The sequence below is a fragment of the Cellulosimicrobium sp. 4261 genome, from assembly GCF_040546915.1.
Classification (GTDB): domain Bacteria; phylum Actinomycetota; class Actinomycetes; order Actinomycetales; family Cellulomonadaceae; genus Cellulosimicrobium; species Cellulosimicrobium cinnabarinum.
The window spans coordinates 44,024-58,495 of the sequence record NZ_JBEPOQ010000001.1; the positions used below are offsets into that span (position 1 = coordinate 44,024).

11 protein-coding genes are annotated in these 14,472 nt (G+C 76.3%); 2 read left to right on the top strand and 9 right to left on the bottom strand.

All coding sequences use genetic code 11. The annotated features are described in order from the left end of the window. Position 1: 1 nt before the first annotated feature. Genes ABIE39_RS00205 through ABIE39_RS00215 form a run of 3 tightly spaced genes read right to left on the bottom strand, consistent with a single transcriptional unit; the run spans position 2 to position 6,050 of the window. Positions 2-3,625: an ATP-binding protein gene (locus ABIE39_RS00205; protein WP_354049891.1), complete on the bottom strand. Its 3,624-nt coding sequence runs from the start codon at positions 3,623-3,625 to the stop codon at positions 2-4. After that, a complete protein-coding gene (locus ABIE39_RS00210; protein WP_209828346.1) occupies positions 3,625-4,377 on the bottom strand; it encodes a DUF4194 domain-containing protein in 753 nt (250 codons plus the stop codon). The genes ABIE39_RS00205 and ABIE39_RS00210 overlap by 1 nt, the downstream gene beginning before the upstream one ends. Then, a complete protein-coding gene (locus tag ABIE39_RS00215) occupies positions 4,374-6,050 on the bottom strand; it encodes a DUF3375 domain-containing protein (RefSeq protein ID WP_354049893.1) in 1,677 nt (558 codons plus the stop codon). The genes ABIE39_RS00210 and ABIE39_RS00215 overlap by 4 nt, the downstream gene beginning before the upstream one ends. Positions 6,051-6,388: 338 nt before the next feature. On the opposite strand from ABIE39_RS00215, the gene ABIE39_RS00220 reads away from it, so the two are divergent. After that, positions 6,389-7,087 carry a vitamin K epoxide reductase family protein gene (locus ABIE39_RS00220; RefSeq protein ID WP_255436951.1) on the top strand — a complete coding sequence of 233 codons (699 nt, stop codon included), beginning with the start codon at positions 6,389-6,391 and terminating at the stop codon, positions 7,085-7,087. 84 nt (positions 7,088-7,171) lie between these two features. Here ABIE39_RS00220 and ABIE39_RS00225 read toward each other — a convergent pair whose 3' ends face one another. The 6 genes from ABIE39_RS00225 to ABIE39_RS00250 form a co-directional block, all read right to left on the bottom strand. Continuing rightward, positions 7,172-8,668, bottom strand: coding sequence for a S1 family peptidase (locus tag ABIE39_RS00225; protein ID WP_354049895.1), 1,497 nt, complete (start codon positions 8,666-8,668; stop codon positions 7,172-7,174). A gap of 117 nt (positions 8,669-8,785) precedes the next feature. After that, entirely contained in the window at positions 8,786-9,757 is a 972-nt protein-coding gene (locus tag ABIE39_RS00230; RefSeq protein WP_354049897.1) for a LysR family transcriptional regulator, read from the bottom strand. A 42-nt stretch (positions 9,758-9,799) separates the two neighbouring features. Beyond that, positions 9,800-11,488: a DUF7059 domain-containing protein gene (locus ABIE39_RS00235; protein WP_354049899.1), complete on the bottom strand. Its 1,689-nt coding sequence runs from the start codon at positions 11,486-11,488 to the stop codon at positions 9,800-9,802. Positions 11,489-11,607: 119 nt separating this feature from the next. Further along, positions 11,608-12,135, bottom strand: a complete 528-nt coding sequence (locus ABIE39_RS00240) for a hypothetical protein (protein ID WP_354049901.1) — start codon at positions 12,133-12,135, stop codon at positions 11,608-11,610. A 107-nt stretch (positions 12,136-12,242) separates the two neighbouring features. Further along, positions 12,243-12,857, bottom strand: a complete 615-nt coding sequence (locus ABIE39_RS00245; RefSeq protein ID WP_354049902.1) for a hypothetical protein — start codon at positions 12,855-12,857, stop codon at positions 12,243-12,245. Positions 12,858-12,940: 83 nt separating this feature from the next. Continuing rightward, positions 12,941-13,651, bottom strand: a complete 711-nt coding sequence (locus ABIE39_RS00250) for a DUF981 family protein (RefSeq protein ID WP_354049903.1) — start codon at positions 13,649-13,651, stop codon at positions 12,941-12,943. Positions 13,652-13,746: 95 nt separating this feature from the next. Between ABIE39_RS00250 and ABIE39_RS00255 the strand changes: the two genes are divergently transcribed. Continuing rightward, complete coding sequence (locus tag ABIE39_RS00255; protein ID WP_209828337.1) at positions 13,747-14,382, top strand: TetR/AcrR family transcriptional regulator; 636 nt, start codon at positions 13,747-13,749, stop codon at positions 14,380-14,382. Positions 14,383-14,472: the final 90 nt, after the last annotated feature.

Below are 14,472 nucleotides of genomic sequence, written 5' to 3' on the forward strand. Positions count from 1 at the left end.
GCTACGTCGCCACGCTCTCCGGCAGGGTCTCGGGCACCGCCTCGACCGCGCGCTCGGCGCCGCCCTCCGACGGCGCGGCGTCGCCCTCCCGGCGGCCCTCGCGGTACGCGGCGATGGACAGCGTCCGCAGGCGCGACGACCGGCCGGTCGGGTTGTCCACGAACCCGACGGCCGAGATGTACGGCTCGATGACGTGGATCTTCTGCAGCGGCGTGACGATGAGGAGCTGCAGCCCGAGGCGGCGGAACAGCTCGAGCGCGAAGCGCGTCGACTCGTCCGACCCCCGGCCGAACGCCTCGTCGATGACGACGAACCGGAACGCCGTCGACCGCACCGCGCCCCAGTCGAGCTTGAACTGGTAGGCGAGCGACGCCGCGAGCACGGTGTACGCGAGCTTCTCCTTCTGGCCGCCGGACTTGCCGCCGGAGTCGGAGTAGTGCTCGTGCTCGGAGTCGTCGGCGCGGGACCGCTCGGACGCGGAGAGCACGAACCAGTTGCGGACGTCGGTCACGCGGCGGCGCCACGCCTCGTCGAGGTCCGTCATGCCCTCGCGGCCGCGGAACCGCTCGACGAGCGCCTTGACCCGCAGGAACCGGTCCTCCGAGTACGACAGCGCGCCGTCGGCGAGCGACCCGTCGCCCTCGGCGAGGGCACGGTCGTCCTCGGCGAGGATCCCGTCGCCGTCGGTGCACGCGCGCAGGTCCTGCTGGAACTCGCGCACCTCGAGGTTGGGCGTGCGCGACATCTCCAGGCGGATGTACCGGCCCGGGTTGTAGTCGATCGCGCGGAGCGAGTCGTTGATCGTGTCGATCCGGTCGCGGATGACGTCGGCCTGCTTGGCGAGCTCGGCCGCGAAGCCCGCGATGTCGCGGATCGCGTTGGTGTTGAGGTACGCCTTGAAGTCGGCCTCGAACCGCGGGAGGTCGTCGCGCACGAGCCGGTCGTGGATCTCGCGGTAGCCGTCGGCCGACCGCACGTCCGCGTCGAGCTCCGCGGTCTCGACGGGGTACGCGGACCGGAACGAGGCCATCTGGCCCGCGATCCGGGTCCCGAGGTCCGCGCGCTCGCGCTGCGCCTGCTCGGCCTCGGCGGTGAGCCGCGAGCGCACCGCGTTCTCGACGGCGTCGAGGTCGGCCGCGCGCGTCGGGCCGTCGGCCCCGCCGTCCGGTCCCGCGCCACCGAACCCCGCGAGCTCCCGGTCGAACTCCGCGGCGAGGGCCGCCGTCGTCTCCGCGTCGAGCGTCTCGCCCGCGCCGTCGAGCACGGCACGCGCCCGTTCGCGCGCCGTCCGCGCCTCGTCGAGCGCGTGCCGGTCGGCGCCGAGCGTCGCGACGACGCGGTCGCGCTCCGCCTCGAGCTCCGCCTGACGGCGCGCGTTGTCGTCGAGGAGCGCCGCGAGGCGGCCGAGCGCGTCGCTCGCCTGCTCGAGCCGCCGCTTCTCCTCGGCGAGCTCGGCGATGCGCGCCGTCTCGGCGCCGCGGTCGAGCTCGTCCCAGTCGCGGTAGACGTCGAGCCGCCCGAGCGCGGCGGAGCGGGCCTGGAGGACCTCGCGCGCGGCGGCCGCCTCGTCCCGACGCCGTGCGAGCGCGTCGCGACGCGCCGTGACCTCGGCGGCCTGCTCCAGCAGCGCGTCGATCTTCGCCTGCGTCGACCAGCCCAGCACGTAGCCCCGACGGTCGTCGACCGCGCGCGTGTCGTTCTTCTCGTGGTGGTCCGGCGAGTGCTTGACCTGCCCGGCGCGCGTGATCGCGCGCGGGAGGCGGCGGAACGCGTCGAGGTCCGGGGCGCACGCGTGGTCGGCGCGGCGCTCGAGCTCGGCCTCGACCCAGGCCGTGAGGGTCGGCGCGTCGTCGAGGCGGCGCACGTCGAGCAGGTCGGCGAGGAGCGGGACGCCGTCCTCGCGCGGCGCCGGCCGGGCGGCGGGGACGCGCTCGGGCACCCGGTGGTAGACGAGCCGCAGGCCGAGGTGCTCGCGGTCGACCCACGCGGACACCGCGTCGTAGTGCGCCGCCGGCACGAGGAGCGAGAGCGCGAAGCCGCGCAGCACGCGCTCGGCCGCACCCTCCCAGTCGGCGTGCTCGGGGCGGACGGCGAGCAGCTCGCCCACGAACGGGACGTCGCCCGGCGCGAGCCCGACGCCGGCGCACAGCCGGTCCCGGACCTCCAGGTGGGTGCGCGGCAGGTTGGACCGGCGGTCGGCGAGGCTCGCGAGCTCGGCCTTGACGTCGGCCGTCTCCTGCTCGACGGCGCGGACCTGCGCCGCGACCTCGCTCGCGTGCTCCTCCGCCCGGGCGAGCTCGTCGCGCACGCGCACGGCGGCGTCGTCGGCCTCGCGACGGAGCGCGGCGAACGCCTCGGCGTCGACGAGCGCGGCGGCCACGCGTGCCGCGTCCCCGACGGCGCGCGTCCCGCTCGCCTCGGCGCCCTGCGCCGCGCCGAGCGTCAGACCGGCCGCCGCCGCGTACCCGGCGAGCTGGGCGACGCGGCGCTCCCGCGCGGCGCGCTCGACCTCGCGGCGCGCGACCTCGCCCTCGATCGCGGCGAGCCGGTCGCCGCCGTGGCCCGCGCGCTCCAGCTCGAGCCGCTGCCGCTCGGCCCCGAGCAGCCCGAGCTCGTCCACGAGCCGGCGGCGCCGGGCCTCGCCGTCGGCCACGCGCTCGTCGAGGGCGCCGATGAGACCGTCGAGGTCCGCCACGCGGCGCGACGCGGTGAACGCGCGCAGGGCGTCGCGGCGCGCGACGAGCGCGTCGGCCCGCTCCCCCAGCGCGTCGTGCGCGTCGCAGTCCGCCAGCAGGGGCGCGAGCCGCTCGATCTGGGCGGTGGCCCGCACGACGGCGTCGTGGGCGCTCGTCAGGTCGTCGAAGTGCGCGACGAGCCGGTCCGTCCAGCGGTCGGCGTCGAACGGCTCGAGCATGTGCTCGCGCACGAACTCGCCGAGGTCACCCACCGACTTCATCGACACCGTCTGGTGGAACAGGTCCATGGCCTGCTCCGACGGGATGCCGAGCAGGCGGCGGAAGTCGCGCCCGTAGTCGGGGAAGTGGTCGCGCACCTGCGCGCCGGACTCGCGCAGGCGACGGCGCAGCGCCGCGACGTCGCCGCCGAAGCCCGCGAAGTCCTCGGTGATCGTCAGCGGACGGTCCGCCGTGACGAAGAAGCGGTCCGGCTGGCCCGCCTGGCCCGGGGCGAGCCAGAACACCTGCGCGAGCGTGACCTCCTGGTCGAACCCGCGGTTGGAGAACCTCCCCAGCACCACCGAGTACGTGCCGCGCTCGCGCAGGCCCACGTGGCGCGTCGTGCCCGTCGCCTCGTCGCGCTCCGACTTGTAGTGCCCCGCGACGTACGACCGCAGCGACCGCTCGCGCGCGCCCGCCCCGGCCGCCTTGTTGTACGAGATCCGGTGCGACGGCACGAGCAGCGTCGTGACCGCGTCGACGATGGTCGACTTGCCCGAGCCGATGTCGCCCGTGAGGAGGGCGTTGCGCCCGTCGAGGTCGAACGCCCACACCCGCTGGTCGAAGGTGCCCCAGTTGAGCACCTCGAGGCGCTCGAGCCGGAACCCGGCGCGTGCGTCGAGGTCGGCCGCCGGGTCGTGCAGCTCGACCGCGCTGAACAGGCCCTCCATCACGCCACCGTCCTCGTCGTCGTGCCCGCCGTGCCCGTCGCCAGGCCTGTCCCCGCGCCGGCCCCGGCGCGCGCCCCCGACCCCGGGCCGCCGCCGTCCGCGGCGAGCTCCAGGTACTGCGCGAGGCGCGCGTCGAAGTCCGCGAGCCACTGCGCGTCGACGAACGCCTTGAGGATGCGGCGCACCTCGTACCGCCGGGCCTCCCCGTCGGCCGTGTCGCCGCCGTCGGGCGACGCAGCACCGTCGGGCCCGTCCGGGTCCGGGCGACCCGCCGGGCGCAGGAAGCCGAGCTCCACGACCCGCCGGACGAGCGCGTCGACCCGGTCCACGAGCCGCGCCTCGTTCGCCGCGGCGCCCGCGTCCTGGGTGAGGAAGACCCGCAGCAGGTCGACGATCTCCGAGCGCGTGAGCACGAGGCGTGTCTCGCCGCCCTCCGAGTCCGCCTGCGCGAGCCGCTTGCGCAGGAGGGCGAGCAGCAGGCTGACGTCGAACGGCAGCTCGCGGCGCGGGATCAGGCGCGGCACCCGCTCGTCGCGCTCGTGCTCCGGCTGCGAGCGCAGGTAGGCGTAGCCGTCGCCCTCGTCGACGACGACCTGCAGCCCCAGCATCGCGACGGCGTCGCGCACCTGCGCCTCGCGCGCGAGCAGGTCGCGCCACAGCGCCTCGCCGGACTCGCGGTAGACGACGCCCTTGAGCAGCGACGTCACGACGACGGACAGCTCCGGGTCGCGCGCGGTGCGGGTCGTGCTCACGGGGTCTCCTCCGGGCTCGGGTCGGGGACGGCGTCGGGTCGTGCGTCGGGGTGCCGGGCGGGGGGCCCGCCGGGCGGCGAGCCGCTCGTCCGCCGCGCGTACGTGACGCGGGGCAGGCGCGCGACGCGCACCACCGGGTCCGGCGCGCCGTCCTCGGCGACGGGCCCCGCCGGGGCCTCGCCCTCCCAGCGCACCTCGTCGGTGCGCTCGTCGTCGTGCACGACGACGAACCGCGGGTCCTCGAGCGACAGGTACGTCACGAGCTCGGCCAGCCCGTGCTCGAGCGGGGCCTCGGCGAGCAGGTCCGCGAGCGCGACCTCCCCCGGGCCCCCGGGCCGCGAGAGCGTCGCGCGGACCGTGCGCGCGAGGCGCTCCGGGTCGACGTGCACCTGGTCGTACAGCGCGTCGACCTCGAAGTCGTCGTCGCCGACCTCGACGTGGTCGGAGTCGAGGCGGGCCGTGGGCCGCGGCGTGAAGAGCGGCCGCTCCGTCGGCAGCACGACCTCGGGCGCGACGGCGTCCACCGGCATCCCCGGCGGGGCACCGGCGCGGCCTGCCGCGCGGGCGACGTCGCGCGCGGCGAGCGCCTTCGCCTCGACGCCGCGCAGGATGTCCATGACCCGTCGGTTCTCGAGCCACACCTGGTCGTCGAGGAAGCGACGGAGCTGCTCGGAGAGGGTCCGCACGGTCGCCTGGGTCCGCTCCCCGGCGTCGAGCCAGTCGTAGTGGACGCGGCGCAGGCGCCGGTGCTCCTGCTCCCGGGACGCGGCCTGCGCGGCGGCGTCCACGACCGGGCCCGGCGTCCCGGGGGCCGGCCGGACGACGTCGGGCGCGATCGCGTCGAGGGACTGGACGCGGTCGACGAGCGCGGCGAACTCCTCCTGGCGGCGCCGGTCGAGGAGGAAGTCGTAGAACGCGTGGAACGACCGCCCCTGGTCCGACTCCGCGATGGCCGTGCGCGACCGCACGACCTCCTCGAGCAGCTCGCCCTTCGCGCCGTCCCAGCCGGTGATGCGCTCGCGCAGCTCCCGGTCGAGGGAGCGGAAGTTCGCCTCGACCTCGCGGAAGTCGGAGAGCAGGTCGGCCGCCGTCTGGGTGAGCTGCTGGTAGCGGTCGCGCTGCGCCGCCGCGTCGAGGACAGCGACGCGCCCCGCGCGGACCTGGGCGATCTCGTCGTCGATGGCGGCACGGCGCTCCTCGAGCTCGCGCAGGCGCTCCGCCGGGTCGGTCTGCGTGCCGACGGCGAGCTGGCGCAGCAGCTCGAAGACGGTGTTGAGCCGCGACTCGGTGCCGACGAACCCGCGCCCGCGCAGCGACGCGACCCAGCGAACGGCCTGCTCGACGGCGGGCGTCGCGTCGTAGTGCGGCTCGGCCGAGCCGGGCGGGTACCAGGCGCGCAACCAGCCCTGGTCCGGGTGCGTCCAGTGGTCGACGTACGCCTGCGGGGCGCGCGGGTACCGCGGCTCCGTGCCGGAGGCGCGCGCGGCCCGGCCGTCGACGGCCCACAGGTGGTCGTCGAGGCGCGCGACGAGCTCGCTCTCCGGGATGGCGCGCACGTTGTCCTCGACGAACAGCGTGCCGAGGAACGAGAGCACGAGCGGCGCCGTGTCCGCGCGCAGGAGCCGCCACGCCGCGCTCGACCGTCGCAGGGAGTCGACGTCGTCGTGCTGCACGCAGGTCCTCTCGGGCGGGGTGGGTCGGTGCCCGGCGGCGGCCGGGGCGCGCCACACGCGGGGGCGCCCCCAGATCTTAGGGCGGACCGCCCCCACCGCCCCCACGACCCACCGCGGGCCGCCCTCCCGACGGGCTCGGCGGGCGTCCGACCGGGCGGCCCGGGACCACCCGAGAAGCGCCCCGGATCCGGGACCATGGTCCCTGTCGGGGCCGCCGCGCGCGTTCGTACGCTGGGGGCGGCGCCGGGCCGGCAGCGCGCCCACCCTGCCGGCCGGCGCCACCTTCTGCCCGCCCGCCGGACCGATCCGGCGGGGCCCCGCGGACCCGAGGACCGCCCGTGACCGGAACGACCACCGCGCTCGCGGACGACGCCCGCTCGGCCGGCCCGACGGCGTCGGGCACCACGCCGGACGCGGGCTTCGACCCCTTCGCCCGGCCCACCGGCTGGACCCACTCCCGCTCCGTGCTGTTCGGCGAGATGCTCCTGTTCGGGCTGCTGAGCCTCACCGCGGCGTTCGTGCTGTCGTACGACGCCGTCCTCCTCGCCGGGGACCCCGGCGCGGTGCTGTCGTGCGACGTCAACACCGTGCTGTCGTGCGGGACGGTCGCGCAGTCGTGGCAGGCGCAGGTGTTCGGCTTCCCCAACGCGTTCCTCGGGCTCGTCGCGGAGCCGATCGTCATCACGACGGCGGTCGCGGCGCTCGGCGGGACCCGCTTCCCCCGGTGGTTCCTCTTCGCCGCGCAGTGCGTGTACCTGCTCGGGGTCGTGTTCGCGTACTGGCTCTTCTACCAGTCGATGTTCGTCATCGGGGCGCTGTGCCCGTGGTGCCTGCTCATCACGGTCTCCACGACGCTCGTGTTCGCGTCGCTGCTGCACTGGAACGTCCTGGAGGACAACCTCTACCTGCCGCGCGGCGCCCAGGCGCGCCTGCTCGGGTTCGTGCGGTCGGGCGCGTACGGCTACCTCGTCGCGGCGTGGCTCGTGGGCCTCGCCGCCCTCGTGCTGCTCAAGTACGGCCCGGCGCTGCTGGCCTGACGGCCCGCGCGGCCGAGCACGAGGCTGCTCCCGGGAAGCGGACGGGAACGACGGCAACCTCGTGCTCGGCGCGCGGCGGGCGGGTCAGGGCGTCGTCGCCCCCAGCGTGTAGGCGCCCGAGCCGGAGTACGCCTGGACGACGAACCGGTAGTAGCCCGCGGCCCCCGAGTAGGAGACGGACTCGTTCGCGCCCGGAGAGGTCGACTGCGCGACCGTCGCCCACGTCGACCCGTTCCAGCGCTGGAGGTAGAGGTCGAAGTCGGCACCGCTCGGACCGCTCACGCACGCGCGGTGCGTCCCGGCGGCCCCGGCCGTGTAGTACGACCCGTTGGGCTGCACGGCCGTCGTGCCCGCGGCGAGCGACCCGGTGTACGTGCGGGCGTAGCCGCTGCAGCCCGCCGGCGGCTGCGGCGTGCCGCCCCCGCCGTCGCTCGTGACGAGCGTCAGGCCGTACGCCGAGAGGATCTCGCCCACCGGCTGGAAGTACGTCGTCCCGCCGGAGCTGCAGTTCCCGGAGCCGCCGGACGTGACGCCCTGCGCCTGGTTGCCCGCGAGGAGCGAGCCGCCGGAGTCGCCCGGCTCGGCGCACACCGTCGTGCGGATGAGCCCGGTGACGGTCCCCTGCGGGTAGGTGACGGACGCGTTGTACGCCTGGACGGTGCCGCAGTGCCAGCCGGTGGTCGAGCCCGAGCGGCAGACGGAGGCCCCGACCGGCGCCTGCGTCGCGCCCGCGACCGCGACGCGGCCCCCGGCGTAGTTGTTCACCGCGCCCACGGGCGTGTTCCCCGCGTCGACCTGGACCCACGCGTAGTCGTTGCCCGGGAAGCTCGACCCGCGGAACGTGCCCGCCGGCCCGGACGTGCGCGCGCCGGTCGAGCCGCAGTGCCCGGCGGTGACGAACCCGCCCTGGACCGCGAACCCGACGGAGCACCGGCTGCCCCCGCCGATCGTGTACGCGTTCCCGCCCACGACGTCGATCAGCGGCTGCGGGGACTCCGTCGTCTCCTCGTACGCGACCGCGTCGGCGGGGACGCCCGCGGCGGCGACCTGCGCGGCGACGTCGGCCTGGCCGCCCTCGCGCACCGAGACGACGACGCGGTTGCGCGTCACGTCGACATACCAGCCCGGCAGCGCCGCCGGGTCGTCGGCGAGCGCGCCGTCGAGCGTCGCGCGCCAGGTCTCGAGGTCGGCGAGCGTGTGGTCGACGTCGACCGCGGTGGCGCCCTCGGCGCGCACCGTGCGCGCGTCGGCGGCGTCGGTGACGCCGACGTAGAGGACGTTCGCGGCGGCGTCGACCCAGGCGCCCGCATAGTCGGCGCCGAGGCGCCGCTCGAGCGCGGCCTCGGTGCCCGCGGCGTCGGACTGGAAGGCGAGGCGCGTCCGTGCGTCCCGCGCGCTGAGGCCCAGGTCGCGCTCCAGCGCGCGCTCCAGGCCGGGGGCCGTCTTGGGGACCGCGCGCACCGTCGCGCGCTGGTCGTCGGGTGCGGGCGTGGCGGCGACGGCGTGCGTCGCGGCCCCGCCCGCCAGGAGCGTCGCCGCGGCGGTGACCGCGGCGAGCCTCCTGCGGAGTGGTCGTGTCATGTCGTCCATTCCCTTCGCCGGGCCCGGGTGGCCCGGTCGAGGCCACGCTAAAGACACGTCCAGGGCGCGCCCAGATCACGATCAGGTCATACGCGGGCGCTATGTGGGGGCTCGCCCCTACGCGGTCTCCACCGGGTGCTCGGCGCGCCACCGCCGGTAGCGGGGCGAGCGCTGGACGGCGTCGCGGTGCGCACCCGTCGCGGCCCGCAGGACCGCGTCGACCGGGAGGCGGTCGACGGCGTCGCGCCGCCACCCCACGTGGTGCGTCCAGCGCAGCGGGGCGCCCTCGAGCGCGACGGTCCGCACGCCGGGGGCGTCGAGGAGCACTGGCTGGACGAGCGCGACCGCGTGCCCGCCGCGCACCTGGTCGATGCACGACGTGCGGTCCGACTCCCCCATCGCGCGCGGCGTGAAGCCCGCCCGCGCGCACGCCCCGACGAAGCAGCGCTCGAAGCACCCGCTCCCGGGGGCGGTGAGCCACAGCGCGTCGGCGAGCTCGCCCAGCCCGACGGCGTCGCGCCCCGCCACGGGGTGGTACTCGTCGACGAGCACGAACACCGGGTCGGTCGACACCGCCGTCCACACCAGGCCCCCGGCCGCGGGCGGGGTCGCGTCGCCGCACATGCCGACGAGCGCGACGTCGAGCGTCCCGCTCGCGAGCCGGTCCGCGGTCTCCTCGACGGACCACGACGTCGCGGTCGTGACGAGCAGGTCGTCGACCCCCAGCGCTCCGGGCAGCGCGGTGTGCAGCCGGCTCGCGAACAGGCCGCCGATCGCGGAGCTCACCGTCCCCACGTGCACGCGGCCGACCGTGCCGTGCTCGCTCGTGAGCCGCCGGGCGTCGTCGACCAGGGCGGACATGGCGGGCAGCACGACGCGCGCGTGCCGCAGCACGAGCTCGCCGAGCTCCGTGGGGCGCGCGCCCTGGCGGTCGCGCGTGAAGACGCACCCGCCGAGCGTGCGGTCGATCCGGTTGAGCTGGGCCGTGAGGGCGGGCTGCGCGAGACCGAGCGACGCCGCCGCCTTGGTCACGCTGCCCGTCTCGGCCACCGTCACGATCATGCGCAGGTGCCGCACCTCGAGGTCCATGCCGCCCCAACGTATCGGTGCGGCCGGGGCGTGTCGCGCGCGTCAGCCCACGGGTGCGAGGAAGCCGTCGCGCACGAGGCCGCGCACGTCGGGCAGGAGGTCGCCCGCGAGGTCCTCGGCACCGACCTCGAACAGCGCGGCGATCGCTCCCACGAGCTGCCCGACCGTCAGCTCGCCGTCGCTCGCGCCGACGAGGGCGGCGAGCCCCGTCGTCGCCCGCACGGCGCGGCCCAGGCCGTCGCCCTGGCGCAGCAGGACGACCGTGGGGTCCGGCGCGCCGGGCGTGTGGAACCGCTCCTCCGTGACGTCGGGCGCGACGGCGAGCCGCTCGCCCGCGAGGGCCGCGTCGTCGCGCGCCGCGAGCCAGTCGTGCGCCGCGAGCGACGCCGCGAGGTGCGCGCCGAGCGGCTGGCGCACCGACCCGGTGTGCTCCTCGAGCCGCCGCAGCGTCGGGCGCGCGCCCGCGAGCGGACGGCGCAGCGTGACGATGCCGAAACCGACGGCCTCCACGTCGCGCGCGGCGAAGTCGTCGAGCCACGCGCCGTACGCCGCCGCCCATGCCGCGGGCTCGCGCTCGGGGGTCGTGCCGCCGTCGCGGATCCAGGTCTCCGCGTACTCCGCGGGGTCGAGCACCTCGCGCTGGACCACCCAGCCGTCGAGACCGGCCTCGTCGAGCCACGCGCCCACGCGCTCGTCCCACGGGATCCCGCGGCGGTGCTCCCAGTTGCCGAGGAGCTGCGCGACGCCCCCGGACTCGAGCACGGCGCCGACGCCCGTCACGAGGTCGCGCACGAGGTCGTCGCCCGACCGGCCGCCGTCGCGGTACTCGTAGTCCGGGAGCGCGGCCCCGGCGGCGCGCGGCGTGATGACGAACGGCGGGTTCGACACGACGAGGTCGAAGCGCTCGCCCGCGACCGGCTCCAGCATCGAGCCCTCGCGCAGCTCGACGCGCCCGGTCGCCGGGCCGTGGGGTGCGGCTCCGGCGGCGGGGCCCGACGCCTCGTCGAACGCCGCGTCGAGCGCCGCGTTGAACGCGGCGAAGCCGAGCGCCCGGCGCGAGATGTCCGTGCCGACGACCGCGCGCGCGTGCCGCGCGGCGTGCAGGGCCTGGATGCCGCAGCCCGTCCCGAGGTCGAGCACGCGCCCGACCGGCGTCCGGACGGTCACCTGGGCGAGCGTCAGGGACGCGCCGCCCGCACCGAGCACGTGGTCCGGGGCGAGCCGGCGACCCGTCGCGAGCTCGCCCAGGTCCGACGACAGCCACCACGTGACGGGGCCCGCGGCGTCGGTCGCCGCGTACGGCCGCAGGTCGACGAGCGCGCGCACCGCGTCGTCGTCGCCCGCGCCCGCCGCCTCGACGAGGCCCAGCCGGCGGGCGCCGTCGACCCCCGTGCGCCCGAGCGCCGCGTCGAGGGCGCGCCGGGGCACGTCGTCGCCGAGGAGGAAGAGGGCGGCGAGAGCGGCCGTGGGGTCGGCCCCCTCGCGACCGCGGTCGCGCAGCGCGCGCCGCGCCGGGACGGCCTGCTCGCGGTGCAGCGCGGCGGACGCGACGGGACCGAGCGCGCGCTCGACGCCGTCGACCGTGAAGTCCGCCGCCGCGAGGTCCTCGCGCAGCGTCGCTGCCGCGGCCGCGAGGTCGGCGGGGGCGAGGCCCGCGCCGGGCGGGACGGGGCCGGGCCCGTCCGCGGCGGTGCGCGACGACGGGCTCGGGGTGCTGGAGGCGGGAGGCATGGCTCCATCCTCACCGATCCGCGCGCGGCGGCCGAGGGCCCGCGCCGCCCCGGACGCGACGGACCCCCGGCGCGCCGAGGCGTGCCGGGGGTCCGTCGGGTCGCGGGGGGACGGCGTGGTCAGCAGTTCTGCGTGCCGTAGACCGCGACGTTCTGCGCCGAGGTCTGGAAGGTCTCGTCCGTCATGAGCGACGTGATCGAGGAGATGTCGGCGTTCGCCGGGTCGTCGACCGCGGTCTCGAGCGTGTCGGTGAGCTGGCGGAAGACGCCGGTGACGTTGTCCCAGTCGGTGCTGATCTCGGCCGGGGCCTCGGCGGCCTCGAGCGACGCCGTGAACGTCTCGAACTGCGTCACGGCGGCGGCCGGGTCGCTCGTGTCGATCGAGCTCAGGGTCGTCTGGGCGTCGAGCAGGGCGTCGTAGGCGGTGCAGAAGTCGCCCGACGCCTCGGTGTCGCCGGACTCCTCCTCGGTGGGCTCCTCGGCCGGGGTGGTCTCCTCCTCGGCCGGGGTGGTCTCCTCCGCCGCCGTGGTGTCGGAGTCGGTGCTCGCGTCGTCGCTGGAGCCACCGCAGGCGGCCAGGCCGAGCACGAGGAGAGCGCTCGTCGCGAGGGCGGTGGTGGTCTTGGTGATCGTCAGTCGGGTGCGCATGACGACCATGGTTTCCCACGGACGCGCGTCGCGCGCCCTCAAAACCTCGAAGTGGGGACCGCTCCCCATGTGGCCATCGCCACGGGGTGAAGTTCGCCCGGGACGGGTCAGAGCACGCAGCCGGCCCGGAAGTACTCGGTGACGGCCCGCGACGACGACGTGAGAGCGGCCGTGTCGATCCGGCGACCCACACGGTCGATCGCCCGCGACAGCTCACCCGTGTCCCGCGTGCCCGTGGCCTCGACCTCGTCCGCGATCATCGTGAGGTAGGTCGTGACGACGGCCCAGTCGCGCGCGACCGCCGCGGGCGGGGTGGCCCCGGCGAGCGTGTCGCGGGCGGTGGTGAACCCCTCGACGAGCGCCACGGGGTGCTCCACGGTGAGGTTCACCTGCGCCTTGGCCGCCGCGGCCCACGCGACCTCCGCCTCGCGGCACGCCGGGTCGACGGCGCCCGCCCCCGCGTCCGCGCCGTCGTCCGGCGCGGTGGTCGCGCCGGGGTCCGTCGTGCCGGGACCCGCGGGGTCGGAGTCCGTGCCGTCCGCGGGGTCCCCGGCGTCCGCGGAACCGGGCCCGGGAGCGGCCGGCGGGGGCGGCGCGGCGGCGGGCGCGGAGCCCGGGAGCGACACGACGTCGAACGCCCCGCTCGCCACGACCGCGAGGCACAGCCCGGCGACGACGGCGAGGACCGCGGCGTGGGCCACGGCGCGCACCGGTGATTGCATGGCCCCTATGATGACGCCTCCCGCGCGCGCGAAGAACCCCGCGGGCCGGGCCGGCCCACGGGGTCCTCACGGTCGCCGCGGCGTCAGCCCATCGTGTTGACGATGAGGCCGATGTGGGTGAAGAAGTTCATCGCGCCGAACAGCAGGAACGCGACGCCGGACAGGCCCCAGGCCCACCCGATGACGACCCGCACGACGCGGCGCCCGGAGCGGACCGCGAACGGGAAGAGGATCGCGCCGACGCCCACGAGCGCGATGAGCCCGGACATGAAGATCGCCTCGACGAGCGGGTAGGCGGCGAACGCGCCGGAGATCGGCTCCTCCGGCGGCGCGGCGAAGAGCTGGTACGTCACGCCCGCGATCGCGATGGCGACGAGGCCGAGGCCCATGCCGAGCACGAACACCGAGACGGGGCGCGCCACGGCCTGCAGGTGCTCGGTGGCGTCGGCCCGCTCGAGCGCGGCGCGGCCGCGCGTCCACAGGTAGAACGCGGCAGCGAGGAGAAGCACGCCGAACGCGAGGCTCGTCTCGCCGAAGACGATGTTGTCGAACGGGAAGCCGCCCGCGGCGAGCGGCCACGTGAGCGTCATGTGCAGCCCGGTCGCCGTGAGGATCGTGCCCAGCACGCCGAACGCGAGCGACCAGCCCTCGACGACGATCTTCCCGGGCGCCCGCAGGAGCTCGCGGCCGAGCATGACCAGCAGGATCAGCCCGGCGCCCACGGCGACGGACATCACGGTGTTGTAGGTGGGCATCTGCGCCCAGTCGATGACGAGCCCCTCGGCGGCGACCATCCTTCTCCACTCCTCGTTCGTTCCACGGGCCGCGCTCGCGGTCCGAGGGCGATAACCATACGCACGTATAGGTTATTCCTCACTACGATGGCCGCGTGGACGACGCTGCGGGTGCCCGGGACCGGTCGGCGACGAGCGGCGCGCGAGGCGCACGCACCACGGTGCAGGGGCGCAGCGCGCAGCGGCAGCGCGCGATGGTCGACGCCGCCGCGCACCTGCTCATCGACCAGGGCTTCGCCGCCGTGACCCATCGGCAGGTCGCGCGCGCCGCGGGCGTGCCGCAGGGTTCGGCCTCGTACTACTTCCCGACGAGCGCCTCGCTCGTCGCCGCGGCCGTCGAGGCCGCGGAGGACGTGCGCGCGACGGCCGCTCAGGAGCACGCCGACGCGCTCGCCCACCGGCGTCGCTCGAGCACTGCGACGGCGCGCGAGCTCATCGAGACGCTGTACGCCCCGCACGTGGACGACTCGGTGGTCGACGTGCGTCTCGACCCCATGCTCACGGCCATGCGGGACCCGGCGCTGCGGCCGATCATGCGCGCGTCCCGCCCGCGCCTGCTGGCCGCCGCACGGACGGTGCTCGACGCGTCGGGCCACGGGCACGTGACGGACACCGACCTCGTGGCGCACGTGGTGGACGCGGCGCTGCTCTCGGGGGCCGCGGCGGAGGACGGCCGCGTGCTCGACCACGCGACGCGGACCGTCGCGCGCTTCCTCGACCACTGGCGCTGAGCTCGCAAACTTACTGACCAGTTACTTGGTTTCCCGGTAGAGTGGCGACGCCCGGTCCGCCGACGCCGCACGCACCCGCGGCGCCACCGG